This is a genomic window from Streptomyces sp. NPDC021224, assembly GCF_044332905.1.
GTDB lineage: Bacteria > Actinomycetota > Actinomycetes > Streptomycetales > Streptomycetaceae > Actinacidiphila.
Map to the genome: position 1 here is coordinate 688560 of NZ_JBIRPW010000001.1, position 19182 is coordinate 707741.

The following is a 19182-nucleotide window of genomic DNA, read 5'->3' on the forward strand; positions in this document are numbered from 1 at the left end:
CCGCACGCGGTGTGGCGTACGGTCCGTCGTAGGACCGTGACGGGGACGACGGCGATGCGCAGGTGGCGGCGGGCACGCGACGGCGTACGGCCGGGGCGTGCGCGGCCCGCCGGAATCCCTCGTACGGGTGAACGCGCGTCCTGGTGTCACTCGTTCGGGCAGCGGCCGACCCCGGGTGACCTGGCCCGTGGCGGCGGATGGGCGGGAGGGTCCGCCACCTGACCGCTATGTTCTCTTTCGTGGCACATTGCGTCGTGCACGTCGGGCGGCGATCCGGCATGAGGAGGAGGGGAGCGGCGAATGGCAGCACACCGCCCGTCGGCACAGGACCCCGGCGACCGGCTGCGGCTCATCGCGGCCGCGAGCGCCGTCGCGCTCGCCGTCGTCCTGCCCCTGGCCGCGGTGACCGCCGACCACCACGACGGCGCCCCGCGCCGCCAGGCGGGCCACAGCACTCCGCACGACGCGCCGGACGCGGGCCGGAGGGGCGGCCCGGCGGACGGCGACTGACCGCTGGCGGCGGGCGGTGCGCCGGGACGCTGTGCTCGGGACGATCCGGAAGGTCCCGCGGTGCCTGGCGCGCCTCGTCCGCGGCCGCTCCGGGGTGGGCGCGGGTGCCGCACGGGACGCCGTCCGCGGGCCGCTGACCTGGGTCAGGACATGGAAAACCCGGTCGCTGACGACGGGGGATGCATCAGCGACCGGGCTGACTAAACGGTAACAAGACTTCGTCCGATCGCAAATTCCCCACAAGCGGAGGCACCGCCGATTCCTGCGGATTCTGCGGGAGTTGTGACCGGAATCACTGACCAACCGCTCAGTCGGACACGGTGTGCGGCGGCGCGATTCCGCGTGACCGCGACGGCCTGACCGCGACGGCCTGACCGCGACCGCGTGTGCGCCGGCGCGCACGCTGTCACGAACCCGCGGCGCCGGTGTCCGCCCGGACACCGGCCCCGGCGGGCGTCAGCTCAGGGTGATCTGGCGGTTCATGAAGCCGCTGCGGGCCCGCCGCTCCTCCGCGGTCAGCGGCTCGGTGCGGGCCAGGGTCTCCGCCAGGCGCTCGCCGAAGGCGGCCGCGGGCTTCTCGACCTCCTCAGCGACCATGCCCACCGGCAGGTCCCACACCGGCACGGTCAGGCCGTGCGCGCGGAAGGAGCCGACGAGCCGGGTGCCCTCGCCGAGCGAGGACGCGCCCGCGACGTGCAGCCGGGCCATCGCGTCGAGGAGCGCCTCCTCGGGGTGCGGCATGACCCACCGCAGGTGGTTCTTCTCCGGTGTCTCGCACCAGTACGCCGCCTCGACGCCGTTCAGCCGCACGGTCGGGATCACGGCCTCGTTCGCGCGCTCCAGCGACGCGGCCACCTCGCCGGTCGCCGTCTCCGCGTCCTCCAGCCAGAACTCGAAGCCCGTGTGCACCTCCGGCACGAACGGCGCGTCCAGGTCCAGCAGGTCCTGCAGCCGCGGCCCGTCCGGGGCCGTCCTGCGGCCCTCCACCGGGTTGCCGGGCTCGGCGGTGAGCGCGCGGGACAGGGTGTCGGCGAGGTCGCGGCTGATGTCGCCGGACGGGGTGTCGCTCTGCAGGCCGAGCAGTACGGCGCCGGTGTCGCGGCGCAGCCCGGGCCAGGCCATCGGCAGCACGGTGCCGAGCGTGACGGAGGGCACGCCGTCGGGCAGCGTGGCCTTGAGGGTGAGCGGGGCGGTCGCCGCGGGCACGAGCTCGCGCAGCGCCACCCAGTCGCACTCGCCGGGCAGGCCCTCGAAGGGGCGCTTGACCAGCTCCGTCACCGCGTGCGCCGCCTCCCGGCCGTGGCAGGCCTTGTAGCGGCGGCCCGATCCGCACGGGCAGGGCTCGCGCGCGCCGACCACCGGCACTGCCGCGCCCTTCGCGGTCCCGGCCGCCGGTGCGGCCCCCTTGCTCCTGGTGGCGGTCGCGCGCTTCTTGGCCATGGCTCGGTCTCTCCCGGTGCGGCGTTGTTCCCGGCCGCGAGCCTAGCGCCCGGCGGCCCCCCGCCCGACCACGACGGGCGGTACGGGAGGGGCTGTTGCCACGCGTGCGGGTTCGGTGGGGTGCGCGCCCTTGGCCGGTGCCCGCGGGCCTGCGTCCGCGTCCAGGCCTGCGTACGAGCCCGCGCGGGCCTTCACGGCCGCCCCGCGGGACTGGGCTCAGATGCGGTCGTCCAGGGACTCGGCCAGGTCCAGCGGGAGGCCGAGGGGAACCCCGCGAGGCAGGCCGATGCCCGTACCGCCCGGGGCCAGGTCGTCGCGGCGGGCGTGCCGACCGCGTACCGGCAGGAGGGCCCAGACGGTGACCTCGCCGGGCGCGTAGTCGCCCACGCCCCAGCGGAGCGCGAGACTGCCGACGATGCCCAGGCCGCGGCCGCCGTGGGCCGTCAGGGAGGGGCTGGAGGGGCGCGGCCTGGTGGGCCCGCCGCCGTCCGTGACCTCGATCTTGAGCAGTCCGTCGTCCCCGACCGCCCACCCGGCCCTTATCCCGCCGTCCGCGTCCTCCGGACCGGCCTGACCGGCAGTCGTGCCCGCGCCCGAGCCCGCTCCTGTGCCCGGGCCCATGACGCCCGGCATCGCGGTCTCCGCCGCGTCGCCCAGCGGGCGGGCGTGCCGGCACGAATTGCTGAGCAGTTCGGAAAGGATGAGCACCGCGTCGTCCACGACCGGCTCCGGCACGCTCTGCGCGTACAGATCCCGGCGCATACGCCGACGTGCCTCCGCGACGCCGCCGGGACCATGGGGCAGGGCCATGGTCGTGGACGTCGGCACCTCCTGTGCGACCATCAACGACACCCCCGTGACCTCCTTCACCCCACGCCACGGGATGGATGCCCTCTGGGACTGGACCGGAAACAGGCCAACCGCGATCTATTGACGCACTCCTTACGTCCCGGCAAAAGCCCCTGCGCCATATGTAGGGAAAACCCTGCCTTCCCGCGCGCCCCGCGCCCGCACCGCATCCGGCGCCCGCCCGCGTACGCCCTCCAGCTCAGACGATGTACCGCTGCCGGCTCCGCGGACCGCCGCGACCCGGGTGACGGGTTCCCGTCCGGTCGCGGTCCCACGGCGTATTGCCGTGCCGACGCCATATGCAAGGTGGATATCCCGCCACCCGCCCCCGGTGGCCCGCGCCGCGTACGCGGTACGGCCCGTGCACCGGGACGGACCCGGCCGCGCGCCCCTTCCGTGCTCCGCCCGCGCTTCCCCCGCGCCGGTTCAGCGCCGGAGCCCGCCGGTGCCGTCGAGCCCGCCCGCGCCGCCCATGGCCGCGAGCTGGGCACCCACCTGCCGAGGCCGGTTGGTGATGACGGCGTCGACGCCGAGCCGGGCGCACAGCTCCACGTCTGCCGGGTCGTCGACCGTCCAGACGTGGACGCGGTTCCCGGCGCGGTGCAGCCGCGCCACATACCCCGGATTCGCCCGCACGATGCGCATGCTGGGCCCGGCGATCCGCACCCCCGCCGGGATCCGGCCGTCGCGGTGCCGCGGCGACACGTACTGCATGAGGTAGACCGTCGGCAGCGCGGGCGCCGCGAGCCGCACCCGGCGCAGCGAGCGTGACGAGAAGCTCATCACCCGCACCTGGGAGGGCGCGCCCGCCGTCGCGGGCCGGTCCAGCCCGAAGTCGCGCAGCAGCTCGATCAGCCGCTCCTCCACCTGTCCGGCCCAGCGCGTCGGGTGCTTGGTCTCGATGGCCAGCTCCACCCGGCGGTCGGTGTCGGCCACCAGCTCCAGCAGCCGCCGCAGGGTCAGCACACGGCTGCGTTCCTCGGGGTCGCCGGGATCCCCCAGCGGGTCCCGTTCCGGCGCCTCCGGGTCGGCCTGCCGCCCTTTCCAGGATCCGAAGTCCAGCGCCGCGAGGTCGGCCAGCTCCAGCGAGGAGACCGCTCCGCGCCCGTTGGACGTACGGTTGACGCGCCAGTCGTGCACGCACACCAGCTCGCCGTCCGCCGTCAGCCGGATGTCGCACTCCAGGGCGTCGGCGCCGTCCTCGATGGCTTTCCGGTACGCGGCGAGCGTATGTTCTGGTACATCTTCGGAAGCACCCCGATGGGCGACGACCTGGACAGGTCGCCCCTGCGGGTACGCCTCCGGGACCGCGCGCACATGTGTCACCGGTTCATGGTGCCACCGCCTCGGCGGGCGTCACGCGAACCGGCTCCCGGCGCACGCGTCCCTGACATGCACAGCTCCCGCTTACGGCGGTCCGACACGCCGTGGGAAATGCTGTGTTCGGCCCACCACTTTGTCCTGAAGCTGTCCTGAACCGAGGAGAAACGCTGTGAGCACCGAAAACGAAGCCGGTTCCGTCCCGGCTGCGGAGTCGGCGGCGGCCGCACCCGGCGGTGCGGCGTACGACGGTGCCTCGGCGGCACAGGCTCCCACTCCTCCGGCGGCCCCGCCGGCGCCCACGGACGACGCCGCGCGCACCGAGGTGCTGCCGGCGCAGGCGCCTCCGCCGGTGGGACCGCCGTCGCCGTACGGCCCGCCGCCGGCCGCGCTCGCCCACCAGCAGCCGCAGGCCGCCCCGGCGTACGAGCCGACGGCGCCTGCCGCGCCCGCCACCCCCGCGTACGAGCCCACGGCCCCCGCCGCTCCCGCGTACGACGCCAAGCCGCCCGCGTACGACGCCCCCGCGGCCGCGCCCGTACCCGCGCAGCCTCAGTCTCAGCCCCAGGCGCCCGCCGCCGACGCCCAGCCGCCGGTGGTGCCGGCCCAGCCGCAGGGCTACGGGCAGCACGCCGCGTTCGGCGCGGAGCCGCCGCACCAGGCCCCGCAGCCGCCGCAGAGCCCGCAGCCGCCGCAGGACCCGTACGCCGTGCCGGCCACCCCCTCGTACGCCACCGGCGGCCAGCCCCCGCAGACCCAGCCCGGCTACGGCGCCCCCGGCGGCCCCGAGGGCCCGGTGTGGGGCCAGCCCGCGCCCGTTCCCCCGGACGGCGGACGCAAGCGCCGCGGCTTCGGCGGCCTGGTCGCCGCGGTCCTGGTGGCCGCGCTGGTCGCCGGCGGAGTCGGCGGCGGCATCGGCTACTGGGCGGCGGAGCACAACGACAAGAACGACACGAGCAGCTCCACCACCGTCGCCGACGGCGGCAGCCAGAAGGCCCTCAACCGCGCCCCCACCTCCGTCGCCGGCATCGCCAACAGCGCGCTCCCCCGCGTCGTGACGATCAAGGCGAGCGGCAGCCAGGAGAGCGGCACGGGCACCGGCTTCGTCTACGACACCCAGGGCCACATCCTCACCAACAACCACGTCGTCGCCCCCGCCGCCGACGGCGGCAAGCTCACCGTCACCTTCTCCGACGGCAAGACGTACGACGCGGAGGTCATCGGCCGCGCCCAGGGCTACGACGTGGCCGTGGTCAAGCTCAAGAACGCCTCGGGCGTCAAGCTCTCGCCGCTCCCGCTCGGCAACTCCGACAACGCGGCGGTGGGCGACGCCACGATCGCGATCGGCGCCCCCTTCGGCCTGTCCGGCACGGTGACCACCGGCATCGTCAGCGCCGTCCACCGCCCGGTCGCGTCCAGCGACGGCCAGGGCTCGCAGGCGTCCTACATGAGCGCGATCCAGACGGACGCCTCCATCAACCCCGGCAACTCCGGCGGCCCCCTCCTCAACGCCAACGGTGCCGTGATCGGCATCAACTCCGCGATCCAGCCCGGCGGCAACACCCAGCCCGGCAGCCAGGGCGGCAGCGTCGGCCTCGGCTTCGCCATCCCGATCAACCAGGCCAAGCGCGTCGCCGACGAACTCATCAAGACCGGCAAGCCCGTCTACCCGGTCATGGAGGTCCAGGTCGACAGCCAGTACCAGGGCGACGGCGCGAAGATCGCCAGCGGCTCCGACGGCGTCACCGCGGGCGGCCCCGGCGACAAGGCGGGCCTCAAGCCCGGCGACGTCATCACCGAGTTCGACCACACGATCGTCGACAGCGACGAGACCCTGATCGGCGAGATCTGGCAGCACCAGCCCAACGAGAAGGTCACCGTCACCTACACCCGCGACGGCTCCGCCCACACCACCACCGTCACCCTCGGCTCCCGCGTCGGCGACTCCCCGCAGTAGGCTGACCCCCGCAGCGCCCCACCCCCCCACCGGGGACCCGGGGCACCGCGGGGAGGCTTGCCCGAGCGGCCGAAGGGAACGGTCTTGAAAACCGTCGTGGCAGCGATGTCACCGTGGGTTCAAATCCCACAGCCTCCGCACTGACGGTGAAAGCGCAGGTGAGGGCGGGTCTCGGACTTCCGAGACCCGCCCTCACCTGTTGTACCGTCCCGCCCGTGTCCCGCTGATTCCCGCTCGCGACCAGTGCGTGTGGTCAACCTGTGGTCAGGTTTTCGGCGGGCGGCCGACCGTTACGCTTCGCTGTTCGCTATCGCCCGAGCGGTGGCACGGTCGCAGGTGATCTGGGCGGCGTCCCGGCGCCGCTCGGCGACACCCAGCCGCGCGAGCAGCCGCTTGCGCACCTCGCGGGCGACGAGCGAGCCGAAGCCGTTGGACTACGCCTCCGGCCGGTGGTGCCGCAGCTCGATGCCCATGGCCAGGTGCCAGAGAACGGCGGCCATGACCGGCCCGATCACCGCCCGCACCGTTCCGCCGACCGGCCCTGACTCGGCGTACGCCGGGATGACCTGCACCCCCGCAATCGCCCAGGTCGGGCCCGGGGCGCCGGGCGCGCCGTTCGGGCCGTTGAGGTTCTGCCGCGCCATGAGCGCGGTCGCGAAGAGCGCCAGCTCGGCGGCTGCGAACACTGCCGCGCGCTCAGCCCGAACCCGCATACCTCAACTCGTCAAGAGCTCTTGAGGACTTGCTATGCTGTGGCCCGCCCGATGATCAGGACGGTGAGCCGGTGGCGAAGGCGTACGAACGGATCGCAGACGATCTCCGAGAGCGCATCCGCGCAGGTGAGCTGGGTCAGGGCGACCGCCTCCCGTCGGAGACGGCGATGGCCGAGCACTACGGCAACTCCCTGCCGACCTTGCGCCAAGCGCTCGGGCTGCTCCAGGCCGAGGGCCTGATCGAGAAGCAGCACGGCCGCGGCAACTTCGTCCGCAAGCTCCGCACCCCTGTGCTGCGCACCAACCTCCGCCACCAGTGGGAGAAGGACCGCGCCCTCGTACCCGAGGACGAGCGCAAACAGACCGGCGCGACCGAGCACGACACCGGCCTCGACATGGACGATCTGGTTTTCCACGCCGAATACGACGAGGTCGAGGCGGGCGAGGAGCTGGCCGAGATCTTCGACGTCCCGGTCGGCACGGTCATGGTCGAGCGCACCTACCGCACCCGCTACCGGGCCGAGGAGCACCCCTTCAGCCTGGTCGAGTCCTACCTCGTACGGGACGTGGTCGCCGCCAACCCCGCTCTCCTCGACGCTTCGAACGAGCCCTGGCCCGGCGGCACGCAGAACCAGCTGCACACCATCGGCATCGAGCTGGACCGGATAGAGGAGCGCGTCCTCGCCCGCCCGCCGTCCCCCGATGAGGCGTTCGAGCTGGGACTTCCCCCGGGCTCGGCGCTGCTCGTCCTCGGCAAGACGTCGTACGACACGACCGGCCGCGTCGTGGAGCACTCCTTCGTCCGCATGCCGGCCGACCGCACGGAACTGACCTTCGTCACCCCGCTGGAAAGGTGGTGACCGCGGTGGCGGATCGCCGGGAGCGCCGCATAGACGTCATCACGGCCGTGCACGCCCCCTCGGCGCCCTACCTCGCGGACGCGTACAAGTCGCTGTGCGCGCAGGAACTGCCCGAGGGCTGGGAATGGCACTGGATCGTCCAGGAGGACGGCTTCGGCGACGCCGTACGCCCCCACGTCCCGGACGACCCGCGCGTCACCTTCCACCAGGGCCGCCCCGGTGGTCCCGGCGTGGCCCGCACGATGGCGCTGGCGTACACGTCCGGCCCGTACGTGAAGGTGCTCGACGCCGACGACCAGTTGACCCCCGGCGCCCTGGCCCGCGACCTGGCCCTCCTCGAAGCCGACCCCGCCCTCGGCTGGACGACCTCCCGCGTCCTGGACCTGCTCCCCGACGGCTCGACGGCCGGCTTCGACGGCGACCCGGACGACGGCCCCCTCGCCCGCGGCGTGGTCTTCGACTACTGGAAGGCCAACGGTTACCGCGCCCAGGTCCACCCGGCGACCCTCTGCACCCGCCGCGACCTCCTCCTCGCCCTGGGCGGCTGGATGGCCCTCCCCGCCTCCGAGGACACTGGCCTCCTCCTGGCCCTCAACGCGGTGTCCCCCGGCCACTTCACCCGCGAGTACGGCCTCCTCTACCGCAAGTGGGCTGGCCAGGCCACAGCCCAGGCCAGCCACACCGACACAGCCGAGCGTGAGGCCCGCATGGCAGTCGTCGAGGCCCGAACCAGGACTTTGGCGGACTCCGCGTGGGCGTATGCCGCGCACGTCGGCAGTGACCGAGCCTGATCGCGGATGCCGCGACCTTCAATGCGGCTGGATCTCTCCCCCCGCCGCCCCGTAGCAGTCAGGAATTGTCGCGGAAGTCTCGGTACTCATCGTTCATCAGGTCCCAGAAGGAGCGGTAGCGGACGGCCCCCGGCAGCCAGTGGGCGAGATACCAGGCCTCCCATTCGCCTTCCGGGGTGACGACGCACGTGTTGAGGAGGTACACATCAGTGGCGTTCGGTGTATGACTGATCTTCAGTGTCTGCGGCAGGTATTCGGGACGCAGTGATGTCGAGTCCTGGGAATCGCCGTAGAGAAAATATTCCTCGTCGCTGGCCCGGATGTCACCCACGCCTGCCTCGTCGTCCGTCCAAGCGGAGACGAGTGCCGGGTCCAGGTCCCGAGTCCACCCCACCTCCTGAACCGGCAGAACACGGTCGATGCCGTGCGTTGTTCTGAGCCAGCCGTTGCTGGTCAGGAGAAACTGTCGATAACTCGGCGGCAGGGCGCACCCGAGGCGCTGTTCGAGCGTCTCAAGTTCCTCGTTGGTGGCGCCGGTGGCGCCCAGCCATCGGGCCCTCCGCACCTCCTCCGGGAAGGGCTCGGCCAGTTCCTGCTCGTGCAGGACAGGGTCGAGCCACTCGTCACTCCATCGCTGCAACAGGTCCCGCCATTTGTAAGTGCAGCCATTTGCCTGGTCTGGTGTGCCTCCCATGGCGGGAGAGCATAGGCGAGCACTGGCATGGGCGGGGTGGATTTGGCGGCATGGGCTTTTTGTTCTGCTCTGTTCAGGTCTCGGTCGGCAATGGCCCAGAGGGCTGACTCCAATGCCGATCAGTCGACCTCGGGTGCTCTAGAAGAGCCCATCCCCGTAATCCAGATACCCTTCGGCTGAACCACTGCCGAGACGGCCGCCGCTCAAGCCGTCGTAGATGCGCACGGTGCCCTCTATGTCCTCGGCTGTGACGTCCTGAGCTGCAAGAAGGTCCGGATAGGGGGTCGTCGGGAAGTTTCCGACACCGAGCAGGGTGGTGTAGGGGGTCCAGCCGCGCGTTCCGATCATGGTGCGGCTACCGAAGGCGCTCTTTCCGTTACCCGGGTACAGCCACAGCCGTCCTGCGGTGTCGCTGACGATAAGGTCGCTGTGGGTATCGCCGTTGAAGTCACCCGGGGCGGCGAAGGCTTGCATGGTGTTCCATCCGCCGCCGATGAGCTTCCGGGTGTTGAAGGCTCCCTTGCCGTTGCCGGGGTACATCCACAATTTCCCTGAGGTGTCCCGACTGACCAAGTCGCCCTTGCCGTCGCCGTTCAGGTCGCCCATGGCCTGAATTCGGGTCATGGTGTTCCATCCGCCGCCGATGAGCTTCCGGGTGTTGAAGGCTCCCTTGCCGTTGCCGGGGTACATCCACAACTTCCCTGAGGTATCCCGCGCGAGCAGGTCCTCCGTGTTGTCGCCGTTGAGGTCGCCGTGGCGAGTGAGAACGGTCATGGCGTTCCAGCCGCTACCGATCAGCCGACCCTTCTCATCGCCACGCAGAAACCAGAGCCTGCCGGAGTAGGTGCGGTTGAGCAGGTCGGAGGTGCCGTCACCATCGAGGTCGCCGAAAGTCTGGGCCGCCACTCCCGAAGGAATCCCGTAGGGGGCCGACCACAGGAAGGGTTCGGGTTGGCCAACGCATTTCCTGCCGGTGTGTGCCCAGCGGAACGAACGGAGGCTGTTGTTCAACCGTCCGTCCGTCGTGGCGTAGGAAAGGGTCATTTTGCTGCTGGCGCCGCTGAGGATGACCTGAATGTCTTTTGTGTTCGTGTACTCGTACTGGTAATTTTCCTGGTTGTACAGGCATGCGTACTGATAGCCGGTATGGTTATAGACGGAAGAGACCCTGGTCGACCACGAGCCTAGGTTGGGTTGAGGAGCGGAATATGAGGTCATGGCGCCTTGCCCCTCCGCTCCGTCGAAGACGCAGAATTTTCCCTTTGGGCACCGGTCGTAGCCGGTTGCCGCGTACGCCGGGCTTACACCGCCGGCGGCCAGGCCGAAAATGGCGGCGGTTGCTATCAGAGCAGTACGGATCGAGGTCCGCATGGATGATCCCCCCAGGAACATCTTTCGCCTGCACGAGCGTGCGGGGTAAGAGAGCTTAGCGCTCGGTGCTGACGGTCAGTCGTGGGCGGGGTGGTTGTCGCGCTCTCGCCGCTGAGGGCGTTGGCCCACGCTGACCCGCCTCCCTGGCGGTCGCGTCCAGGGGGTCGGTCGGGATTTGCAGCGAGCTCAACCAGCCCGGATGAGTACGGAACGGGGCCTGGCTCATGGGGAGGTGACGGGCACCTCGTAGACGATCTCGCACACTGTTGACGGCACCACCACATCCGCGGTCTCCACCGCCTGCCCGTCCTCGGCGTAGTACGTCCGCTGGATGTGCGTGGCCAGTGTGCTGCGCTGGACGCCCAGGAGCGTGGCCTCCTCCGGCGTCACCGTCCGCGGCTCCGGTCGCTCCACGGCCCGGGTCACGGTGATGCCGATCTCCGCCATGCGGCGGACGACGCCGATTCCCGCGTGCGGGCCGGCCTCCGGGAGGACGACGAGCGTGCCCGCCGTCAGGGCGTACGGCTCCCAGCTCGTCGAGAGCTGCACCGACTTGCCGTCCGCCAGGAATTCGTACGCCGTGCGCACGCACAACTCGCCCTCGGCGATGCCGAGTCGGGCGGCGATGTCGGCCGGGGCGGGCACCTTGGCGTCGGTACGGCTCTCCCACGTCCCGCGGCGGCCGAGCGCCGCCATGTCCGCGGCGAAGGGCGAGCCGCCCGCCTGCTCGCGGTAGAGGGAGCGCACGATGCGCAGCCGTTCGCGCGGCTCGGCCACGTACGTGCCGGAGCCGGCGCGGCCCTCCAGGACGCCCATGGAGATCAGCATCTCCTGCGCGCGCCGTATGACGTTCTCGCCGACCCCGTACTCCTGGCCCAGCTCGGCGCGCGGGGGGCAGGCGGTCGCCGGGCGTCCACTCGTTGCTCGCGACACGGGCGCGTAGCAGGTCGGCGACGCGGAGATACGGCGGCTGGTCAGGCAAGCGGTGCGTCGGTACGGCGCGGCACGACCTCCGCCGGGTGCTGGCGGCCTGGGAGTTGGGCGACCTCGCCGACCGTGCTGAACTCGTCCTCTCCGAGTTGCTGTCGAACGCCCTCCAGCACGCAGATACTCCGCCGGACGGTGAGGTCGAGACGCGGTACGAGCGGTTGCCGAAGGGCATCCGTATTGAGGTCCACGACGTGGACGACGCGAAGCCGCGTGTGCAGCCCCTCTCGGCGGAGGCCGAGTCGGGCCGCGGGCTCGCCCTCGTCCACGCGCTGACCGGCGGGGAGTGGGGCGTCGGGCCCCGAAGAAAGGGAGTGGGCAAGCGGGTGTGGGCCGACGTGACGTCGGACGAAACGGCGTGGCAGGCGACCGCGTGACGCCCCAGGAACCGCCGGACGAGCAGGTACTCGGTCCTCCCCTGGATCTCTGTACGTCCGCGGACGCCACCTCACGCCCCGGGGCTCCGGCATACCTGGGCATACGTCCCAGGTCCCGCACCTGCCAGCACGTCTGAACGTACTGCTCCCTCCGCCCGCCGCGGGCTCGTCGCGGCGACGGAGGGTGCAGTGCGTTCAGCCCCTGGCTACGCCTACGGCAGCGTCTCGGCGTCGACCCGCGAGAAGATGAGGTCGCTCTCGTCGGTGACCGGGCGGCGCCAGCGGACGGGTACGGCGGCCGGCCCGTGGAGGGCGGTCGGGTACGTGGCGGCGGCGTACTCGTTGGCGAGCCGGTAGACGTGGAAGCCGTGTTCGCGCATGGTGGCGAGCAACTCCTCGACGGAGTCGCCGAGCTGGGCCATACGGTCCGGCGTGACCTCGACGGTGATCTCGGCGTCGGGCCGCAGGCGTTCCAGCAGCGGGGCCATTCCGCGTACGACGCTGCCTTCGGCGCCTTCGACGTCCACCTTGATGACGCGGGCCTTGGCGATCTCGTCGGCGTCGAGGACGTCGGGCAGTGGGAAGGCCTCGATGTCGAACTGCGACTCCACCGGCCCGTCCCACGGCACGATGCTGTTGGCGCCCATGTTGGCGGAGCTGGCGAGGATGAAGGTCAGCGTCTGCTGCTTGTCGGAGACGGCGGTCTGGGCGACACGGATGTTGGCGCAGCCGTTCAGCCGGGCGTTCAGCGCAAGCTGTGTGGTGAAGTCGCGCGAGGCTTCTATCGCGACCACTCGCCCCTGCGGGCCGACGAGTTGGGAGGCCAGCACGCTGAAGTAACCGATGTTGGCGCCGACATCGACGAAGGTGTCCCCGGGCTGGAGGCGGTTGCGCAGCCACTGCGTCATGCGCGGCTCCCACACCCCGAAGAGGTAGAGGTAGCGCTGGATGAGGTCCTGGGTGTCCACAGCGAAGCTCGCGCCAACCGCCGTCGCGGTGACGCGCCTTCGCGGATCGTCCTTCAGCCGCGGATTGAGGTAGCGCCCGGCGAGCAGTCCCTTCCCGACCGTGCCCGGCGCACTGCGGACGTACCACCGCCCGAGCGTGACCAGGGCCTCTGATGTGGGGTTGCTCATCCGCTCGCCTCTCCAACGCCGTCTTCGCCGCACCGTAACACCGTGCCCCGCCGCGCCCCCTAAAATCCTCAAGACGTCTTGATGACTCGGGGGCGGGGGAACGCCATGGGCACGTCCGAACAGCTCTTAACGATCGCCGCCGTCCTCCTCGGCGCCATGACCACGTACCTCACCAACTACTGGTCCGAACGCCAGAAGATCCGCCGCGAGCTGCTGACCCGCTGGGACGACCGCAAGCTCGACGCCTACGAGAACTACGTCGACCGCGTCCGCGCCGCCGTCTTCCTCGCGGTCGAGCTGTACGAGCACCGCGAGGGCATCCGCGAGAGCGACGACCCCGAGCCCCAGCTCCGCGCCCAACTCGCCGACGCCATCCGCCTACAAGGCCGCGCCTTCGAACGCATCATGCTCCTGGCCGGCGACGAGGTCATCGAGGCCGCCCACGACCTCAACGCGGCCTCCCGCGCGGTCGACTGGCAGGCCACGGGCAAACAGCCCGGCACCCTCACCGACTGGCGCGACCGCAACCGCGAGGTCTTCGCGGCGATCAACGCCTTCCACGAATCCGCCCGCACCGACCTGGGGGTCAGCGGGTCGGTTACAGGGGACACACACCCCGACCGCGACCTCCTGCTCCCGCCAGCCCGGAGGGGTGGAGGCGACTGAGGTCGGGCACCGCTCGGTCGGTCGTCGAGGCCCCATCCGCGAGGGTGAACCGCCATGGGTGATGTGCGGGAATCCGGGACGACCATGCAGCCCGTTGGAGGGGTGAACCGACGGCCTGATCTATGCCAGTCGCCGTGGTGCTGCAGTTCCGGCCAGTGTCAGACCCGTGGGATAACTTCGCTGCAGCGTCAACCCCCATATAGGAGAGACCCTGACAGTACGCCAAGAAGATGCCCGCAATGAGGCCGCCACGATGCTCTACGAGGCGATTCAGCAAGTACTCAAGTCCACGGAAGACGCGCAGTCGGTCGAGGTCCGTCTTGCGGCCGTTGAGCGTTGTGCCAACGCCTACGCTGCTGTCAGCTTCGGTTCCACAGCGCGGTAGCTATGATGCCCGCCGGTCACGCGCTGCTGCCCGGCCTCGCCACCGACGAGGAACTCCAAGCGGCTGGACGGCATGTTGTCCTCTGCGGGATGTGTAAGCGACCGCTCGTCTCCCGGGAGGCCCGACTTTACGGCCTCGGTGAGGGCTGCCGGCACAAGCTGGGTGGCGGCGTGACCGTTGGCCGATCGGGCAGGTTCGACGTTGAGCAAGACGAATTGCCAGGAGCGTAGCCACTTACCCCTTCAAGACATCCGGGTGGTCGTCTATGAAGGCGGCTACAACCTCAGGGCTGCGCCGCATCGCGGCGCGCAGTTGATTGATGCGGAACTTTTCCCGCTCACGATCGAGGACGGCCTTGTAGCCGTCCTTGCCCGCGGTCAGGCCTTCGCGGATCAGGAACTCGATCACGTCTTCGAGGCACGGCCGGAACCGCTTGCCACCCACAGGGAAGTGCAGCTTCACGGTTGGCTTGCCCGGTAGCAAGGCAGCCATTGCCTCGTCCTGCCCGGCGACCTGAAGATGCGCGTCCGGGTATCCGTCGCGCTTGTCCCGTTCGTAGTCGTAGTGAAAGAGCGCGTCCTTGCCATCCTCGGAGGGGAAGACGCCCACGAAGGAGCTTCGGACCGTCAGGTACTGGTCCCACTGGTCCATCTGGAGCTTGAAGCTCACGTCTAACCAGAGCTTCGGTGTCTTCGTCCCAGCGCGCAGTTGTAGGCGTGCCGGGATCACCTCCGTCTTCGAGACGCGATGCCCGACGATGAAGGTCCGCCCTGGGCCGGGACCGGGGAGCACCGAAGCTCTGATCATGGCGTGGCTGCACACCGTCTGAGTGAGAACGGACTGGATGTCCTCGGCAAACGCGTGGGCTTTGTTCCGTAGCGCATCACTGATCAAGTGGGTTACCGATCACTGTCCAGACGGAGTGGGCGCGGGAGGAGTCGAAGTCGTGGCGCCTTGCCTGCTCGGCGAGCTCTTCGTAGGTGAGACCGATCCGGGCCAGTGCGCGTTGTTTGGCTGCTTCGTACTCTTCTGGCGTCAGCTCGACTACTACCTCGTCATCGCTGGGCCGCTGCTCGTTGATAGTCACAGTCATCGCCTGCCCCCTTGATGGCTTCTAGTGACCCGAGTGTGTTCCATAGGTCTGACACTCTGCCGGGTGCGCCCGCTGACTGCGACGGTTGTGACAGTGTCCGCCGACTTGTTACCCAGGATGAGCGATCGGTAGCCTCGCCGATCCGGTCCGGGCCCTGACAATCGGCCTGGTCGCGAATCCCGTGCGGGTCCGGTCGGCGGTGCACTCCTACCCCAGCTTGTGCCGTGGTCAACCTGCGGCCCGGTCGGGGGCTCGGGCGACCTGCGGGCGGCCGTAGCGCCTGCTCACAGGCCCAGCGCGCCCACGCGCAGCAGGCGGGCTTGAAAACCGTCGTGGCAGCGATGTCACCGTGGGTTCAAATCCCACAGCCTCCGCACAGCTAGCGGTACGAGCAGACAAGAGCGGGTGCCCCGGAGTTCGGGGCACCCGCTCTGTGTGCGTGTGAGCGCGCCGTGCCGGGGTGGGCGCGGTTTCGGCGGGCTGTGCCGTCGGCGGTTGGCTGGTGCTGGTCGTCCGGTCTGTACGCCTGCCCCGTGCCGGGGGGCCTGCTGCCTTGGGGCACGTCCCACCAGGGCGGCTATTTCCTGTGGGCGACCGCAGGGCCGAGCTCGGGGGCGCTCCTGGGCGGTGCGGGGATGGCGGTCGGTGTCACTGGGGCGTGTTGAGCCAGGCGCCGATCGTGGGGAGTGTCTCGGGGCCGTAGTCGCCGGTCACGTCGGCGGCGAGGTCGGCGACGGATATGCCGCGTAGTGCCGTGCGCCATGCCGCGTCCGCGGTCGACATCGCGCGGGTGATGGCGCAGGGGCGGGTGCAGGCCTCGGGGGGTGCGGCGAGGGGGCCGCGGCGGCGGATCTCGGTGCAGGTGAAGGCGGGCTGTGCGCCGTCCACGGCGGTGACGACGTCCAGCACGGTGATCTGCGCGGGTGGCCGGGTCAGCGCGTAGCCGCCCGCCTTGCCCTGTGCGGATTGCACGAGGCCGGCCCGGGAGAGGGCCTGGAGCTGCTTGGCCAGGTAGCTCGGGGAGACGTCGTGCAGCTCGGCGAGCCGCGCGGCCGGGACCGGCTCGCTCGCGGTCGTCAGGACGACGCAGCAGTGCAGCGCCCACTCGACACCGCCGGAGATCTTCACGTCGGTTTCTTTCTTTTCGCGGAGAGACCCGCTGCCCTCGTTGACTCGGACAAAGACTATCCGACTATCATTTCGGACAAGGATTGTCCGAGTTGAAGCGTGGAGCACGCGAGAGGTGGCAGCCATGAAGTTCACCGTCATCGGTGGTACGGGTCTGATCGGGTCGCAGGTGGTCGCCGGGCTGCGGGAGGCGGGGCACGAGGCCGTGGCAGCGTCGCCGTCCACCGGTGTCGACGTCATCACCGGCGACGGCCTCGACAAGGCCCTGGAGGGCGCCGGGACGGTGGTCAGCCTGCTGAACTCGCCGACCTTCGACGACAAGTCCCTCGAATTCTTCCGCGCATCGTCGGACAACCTGCTCGCGGCGGGCGAGCGGGCCGGGGTGGGACACCAGGTGGTGCTGTCGATCGTGGGCGTCGACCAGGTGCCGGGGCTCGACTACTACCGGGCCAAGGCGTTGCAGGAGGAGCTGCTGCGGCAGGGGCCGACGCCGTACTCGATCGTGCGGGCCACGCAGTTCTTCGAGTTCGTGGACGCGGTGCTGTCGTGGACCTCGGACGAGCGGACGGTGCGGCTGCCCGCGACGCCGGTCCGGCCGATCGCGGCCGCGGACGTCGCGGCCGCCGTCCTGGAGGTCGCGACAGGGACACCGCTGGACGGCATCCGGAACGTCGCGGGGCCGGACGTCTTCACGCTCGACGACCTCGGCCGGCTCACGCTGGAGCTGAAGGGCGACAGCCGCGAGGTCGTCACCGACGACACGGCGGGGATGTTCGCGGCGGTCGACGGCGACGTCCTGACCGGCGGCGCGGACGTCCGGCTCGCCCCCACGCACTACCGCGACTGGCTTCAGAACCAGCTCTGACCTGCGATTTCGACGGACGTGGGGGAGGCGTGCGCGGCGGGCGCCCCGCGGCGGGCCGGCGACCCGAAAAAACGCATCAGGGGTGTTTGCGGACGGATCGTCACGCTTGGGAGGGAAAAGGAGTACGCGGGCGCATCGGGCGGAGCGTGGTGGGCAATCTGATCTTGGCGACGCCGCCGGAGGGGCGGGAGGAGCGGTCGGCCGGCCGTTTCGCCGCAGACAGCAGGTCCGATTTCGGAATTCTGTTTCCTGGGAGGGAACACCATGGCAAGCATCCGTACCGTCCGTGTCCTGGCCGCGGTGGCGGCACTGCCCGTCGCGGCGGTGCTGTTCGCGGCCGGCACCGCCGCGGCGGACGACGGCGCTTTCGCAGGTGGTCAGTCGGCCGCGACGGTAGTGAGCAACTCCGGGGGGAACGTCGTCGGGGACAACTTCGGCAACGTGACGACGACCCAGCAGGTGGCCACCGGCCCCGGTGCCTCGAACCGGAACAACCAGGCGAGCGTGGCCGGTTCCCCGTTCACCTCCGTCGACCAGAACACCGTGGACGTGCACTTCTCGCCGCTCTGGTTCGGGTGACCCTCCGATCGACCCGTCCCCGGTGTGCGAGCTGCTCGCCGACCGGCTGAGTCGGGTCCGGGCGCGCGACGGTCTCCCCGTGCCGTCGCGCGCCCATTGGGGCGTGGCCGTCGAGGCAGGTGTCCACAGGCTGTGGACGGCGGCGCCGGGAGGGAACGGTGAGGCCCGAGGGAGAGGAGGGTGCTTAAGGGGTGGTGGGGGCGGAATCCGCCGCAGACGGGTGTGCGGCGGCGTGTCTGCGTGTGCCGCGGGCCTTCCCCGCGTTGACTCGCTGAAATGAGCGACAGAAGTAGTTTCATCCGTTATGTACGCCACCTCCTGGTCGGCACCCTGACGGTGACCGGCCTGCTTCTCCCCGCGATGAGCGCCGCCGCCGCGTCGGACGCCTCAGGGGCGAACCGCGGCGACACCGCGCCCCGGCTCTTCCAGGGGCGCGGCTTCGACACGTGCCAGGCGCCCGATCTGGAGACGATGCGCGCCTGGCGCGCCTCCTCCGACTACCGCGCGGTCGGGATCTACTTCGGCGGGCGCGCCCGCGCCTGCAAGAGCCAGCTCCACCTCACGACCGACTGGGTGCGGCAGACCACGGCGGACGGCTGGAGCCTGTTGCCCATCTACGTCGGCTCGCAGAGCCCGTGCGTCAACGGTTCCAACAAGAACCCCTACCGGATCGACCCGCTCAGCGCCTCGGCGCAGGGCGGCACGGAGGGCGAGGACGCGGTCGCCGCGGCCAAGGCGCTGGGCCTGGGCAGGGGCAGCCCGCTCTACCTCGACATGGAGGCCTACGACACGCAGGACGCGGACTGCGCCGCCGCGACCCTCACCTTCGTGCGCGGCTGGGACCGCGCGGTCCAGGCCGCGGGCTACCTCGCCGGTTTCTACAGCAGCGCCGACTCCGGCATCCGGCACATCGAGACGGCCCGCCGTGCGGGCGTCGGCGACCTGCCCGACGTCGTCTGGTACGCCCGCTGGGGCGTGGACGCGACGCTCACCGACGAGCCCGTCCTTGCCGCCGACGCGTGGGCGTCGCACGCCCGGATCCACCAGTACACCGGCAGTGTGACCGAGACCCACGGCGGCAAGACGCTCACCGTCGACCGCGACCTGATCGACGCGCCGGTCGCGATCGTCGACTGAGCGGGCCTCGACTGAGCGGGCCTCGGCTGGGCGGGCTTCGGCCGCGGCGGACGTCGGTCGAGCGGACTACGGCCGGTGCCGACGGCGTGGACCTGCGCTGACCTGCGCGGAACCTGCCGGGACCTGTGCGGCTCGGGTGGCGGGGAGGCGGCCCCGGGAGGCCCCGCGCGGGCGCCGCGGATCCGGGCCGGTGGAGCGGGGTCCCGTACGACTGAGGGTGTATCCCGAGTCCGACCCTGAGGCCCGGCTCCCCCCTCGGGGGGTGGGGCAATCCCCCGGCCTACGACCTGAGGGTGATCTCCTTTCGGCACCTGCGGCCGATCC

The 19182-nt window shown here is 70.9% G+C and carries 19 protein-coding genes, 1 tRNA gene and 2 pseudogenes; 11 read left to right on the forward strand and 11 right to left on the reverse strand.

The genetic code is table 11. The annotated features are described in order from the left end of the window. Positions 1 to 300: 300 nt before the first annotated feature. On the forward strand, positions 301 to 510 hold the full coding sequence (locus ACH4PY_RS03020; RefSeq protein ID WP_398175262.1) for a hypothetical protein: 210 nt from the start codon (positions 301 to 303) through the stop codon (positions 508 to 510). Between the two features lie 456 nt (positions 511 to 966). On the opposite strand, the gene ACH4PY_RS03025 is transcribed toward ACH4PY_RS03020, so the two are convergent. The 3 genes from ACH4PY_RS03025 to ACH4PY_RS03035 form a co-directional block, all read right to left on the reverse strand. Next, positions 967 to 1950 carry a DUF5926 family protein gene (locus tag ACH4PY_RS03025; protein WP_398175264.1) on the reverse strand — a complete coding sequence of 328 codons (984 nt, stop codon included), beginning with the start codon at positions 1948 to 1950 and terminating at the stop codon, positions 967 to 969. 216 nt (positions 1951 to 2166) lie between these two features. Beyond that, positions 2167 to 2802 (reverse strand): ATP-binding protein, encoded by a 636-nt coding sequence (locus ACH4PY_RS03030; protein WP_398175266.1) that lies wholly within the window; start codon positions 2800 to 2802, stop codon positions 2167 to 2169. 423 nt (positions 2803 to 3225) lie between these two features. Continuing rightward, positions 3226 to 4125 carry a glycerophosphodiester phosphodiesterase gene (locus ACH4PY_RS03035; protein ID WP_398175268.1) on the reverse strand — a complete coding sequence of 300 codons (900 nt, stop codon included), beginning with the start codon at positions 4123 to 4125 and terminating at the stop codon, positions 3226 to 3228. A gap of 166 nt (positions 4126 to 4291) precedes the next feature. Here ACH4PY_RS03035 and ACH4PY_RS03040 point away from each other — a divergent pair, with 166 nt between their 5' ends. Then, on the forward strand, positions 4292 to 6076 hold the full coding sequence (locus ACH4PY_RS03040) for a S1C family serine protease (RefSeq protein WP_398175270.1): 1785 nt from the start codon (positions 4292 to 4294) through the stop codon (positions 6074 to 6076). Between the two features lie 51 nt (positions 6077 to 6127). Continuing rightward, positions 6128 to 6214: transfer RNA gene (locus ACH4PY_RS03045), tRNA-Ser, on the forward strand. Positions 6215 to 6381: 167 nt separating this feature from the next. Here ACH4PY_RS03045 and ACH4PY_RS03050 read toward each other — a convergent pair. Next, positions 6382 to 6777 (reverse strand): annotated as a pseudogene (locus ACH4PY_RS03050) (hypothetical protein); the annotation flags it as partial. Positions 6778 to 6860: 83 nt separating this feature from the next. On the opposite strand from ACH4PY_RS03050, the gene ACH4PY_RS03055 reads away from it, so the two are divergent. After that, positions 6861 to 7649: a GntR family transcriptional regulator gene (locus ACH4PY_RS03055; protein WP_398175272.1), complete on the forward strand. Its 789-nt coding sequence runs from the start codon at positions 6861 to 6863 to the stop codon at positions 7647 to 7649. Positions 7650 to 7654: 5 nt separating this feature from the next. Further along, a complete protein-coding gene (locus ACH4PY_RS03060) occupies positions 7655 to 8440 on the forward strand; it encodes a glycosyltransferase family 2 protein (protein WP_398175274.1) in 786 nt (261 codons plus the stop codon). 58 nt (positions 8441 to 8498) lie between these two features. Here the strand turns inward: ACH4PY_RS03060 and ACH4PY_RS03065 are convergent, their stop codons facing one another. The 3 genes and pseudogenes from ACH4PY_RS03065 to ACH4PY_RS03075 all read right to left on the reverse strand — a co-directional run bounded on the left by ACH4PY_RS03065 (position 8499) and on the right by ACH4PY_RS03075 (position 11487). Beyond that, entirely contained in the window at positions 8499 to 9134 is a 636-nt protein-coding gene (locus ACH4PY_RS03065) for an SMI1/KNR4 family protein (protein WP_398175276.1), read from the reverse strand. Between the two features lie 138 nt (positions 9135 to 9272). Then, the gene (locus tag ACH4PY_RS03070) at positions 9273 to 10505 is read right to left on the reverse strand and encodes an FG-GAP-like repeat-containing protein (RefSeq protein ID WP_398175278.1); all 1233 of its coding nucleotides are present in this window, start codon (positions 10503 to 10505) and stop codon (positions 9273 to 9275) included. 222 nt (positions 10506 to 10727) lie between these two features. Further along, positions 10728 to 11487, reverse strand: a pseudogene (locus ACH4PY_RS03075) (GntR family transcriptional regulator). Here ACH4PY_RS03075 and ACH4PY_RS03080 point away from each other — a divergent pair. Beyond that, a complete protein-coding gene (locus ACH4PY_RS03080; RefSeq protein WP_398175280.1) occupies positions 11426 to 11869 on the forward strand; it encodes an ATP-binding protein in 444 nt (147 codons plus the stop codon). The pseudogene ACH4PY_RS03075 and the gene ACH4PY_RS03080 overlap by 62 nt on opposite strands. A gap of 212 nt (positions 11870 to 12081) precedes the next feature. Here the strand turns inward: ACH4PY_RS03080 and ACH4PY_RS03085 are convergent, their stop codons facing one another. Next, entirely contained in the window at positions 12082 to 13005 is a 924-nt protein-coding gene (locus ACH4PY_RS03085; RefSeq protein WP_398175282.1) for an FkbM family methyltransferase, read from the reverse strand. A 105-nt stretch (positions 13006 to 13110) separates the two neighbouring features. Here ACH4PY_RS03085 and ACH4PY_RS03090 point away from each other — a divergent pair, with 105 nt between their 5' ends. Then, entirely contained in the window at positions 13111 to 13671 is a 561-nt protein-coding gene (locus ACH4PY_RS03090; protein WP_398175284.1) for a hypothetical protein, read from the forward strand. A 390-nt stretch (positions 13672 to 14061) separates the two neighbouring features. Continuing rightward, positions 14062 to 14286, forward strand: a complete 225-nt coding sequence (locus ACH4PY_RS03095; protein ID WP_398176054.1) for a DUF6011 domain-containing protein — start codon at positions 14062 to 14064, stop codon at positions 14284 to 14286. Between the two features lie 4 nt (positions 14287 to 14290). Here ACH4PY_RS03095 and ACH4PY_RS03100 read toward each other — a convergent pair whose 3' ends face one another. From ACH4PY_RS03100 to ACH4PY_RS03110, 3 genes are all read right to left on the reverse strand, one after another. Then, complete coding sequence (locus ACH4PY_RS03100) at positions 14291 to 14725, reverse strand: hypothetical protein (RefSeq protein WP_398175286.1); 435 nt, start codon at positions 14723 to 14725, stop codon at positions 14291 to 14293. 214 nt (positions 14726 to 14939) lie between these two features. Then, complete coding sequence (locus tag ACH4PY_RS03105) at positions 14940 to 15149, reverse strand: hypothetical protein (RefSeq protein ID WP_398175288.1); 210 nt, start codon at positions 15147 to 15149, stop codon at positions 14940 to 14942. A 648-nt stretch (positions 15150 to 15797) separates the two neighbouring features. Then, complete coding sequence (locus tag ACH4PY_RS03110) at positions 15798 to 16277, reverse strand: RrF2 family transcriptional regulator (RefSeq protein WP_398175290.1); 480 nt, start codon at positions 16275 to 16277, stop codon at positions 15798 to 15800. A gap of 124 nt (positions 16278 to 16401) precedes the next feature. Here ACH4PY_RS03110 and ACH4PY_RS03115 point away from each other — a divergent pair, with 124 nt between their 5' ends. The 3 genes from ACH4PY_RS03115 (at position 16402) to ACH4PY_RS03125 (ending at position 18858) form a co-directional block, all read left to right on the forward strand. Continuing rightward, positions 16402 to 17142 (forward strand): SDR family oxidoreductase, encoded by a 741-nt coding sequence (locus ACH4PY_RS03115; protein WP_398175292.1) that lies wholly within the window; start codon positions 16402 to 16404, stop codon positions 17140 to 17142. 264 nt (positions 17143 to 17406) lie between these two features. Next, positions 17407 to 17721: a hypothetical protein gene (locus tag ACH4PY_RS03120; RefSeq protein WP_398175294.1), complete on the forward strand. Its 315-nt coding sequence runs from the start codon at positions 17407 to 17409 to the stop codon at positions 17719 to 17721. 360 nt (positions 17722 to 18081) lie between these two features. Then, positions 18082 to 18858: a DUF1906 domain-containing protein gene (locus tag ACH4PY_RS03125; protein WP_398176056.1), complete on the forward strand. Its 777-nt coding sequence runs from the start codon at positions 18082 to 18084 to the stop codon at positions 18856 to 18858. The last annotated feature ends 324 nt before the right edge of the window (positions 18859 to 19182 follow it).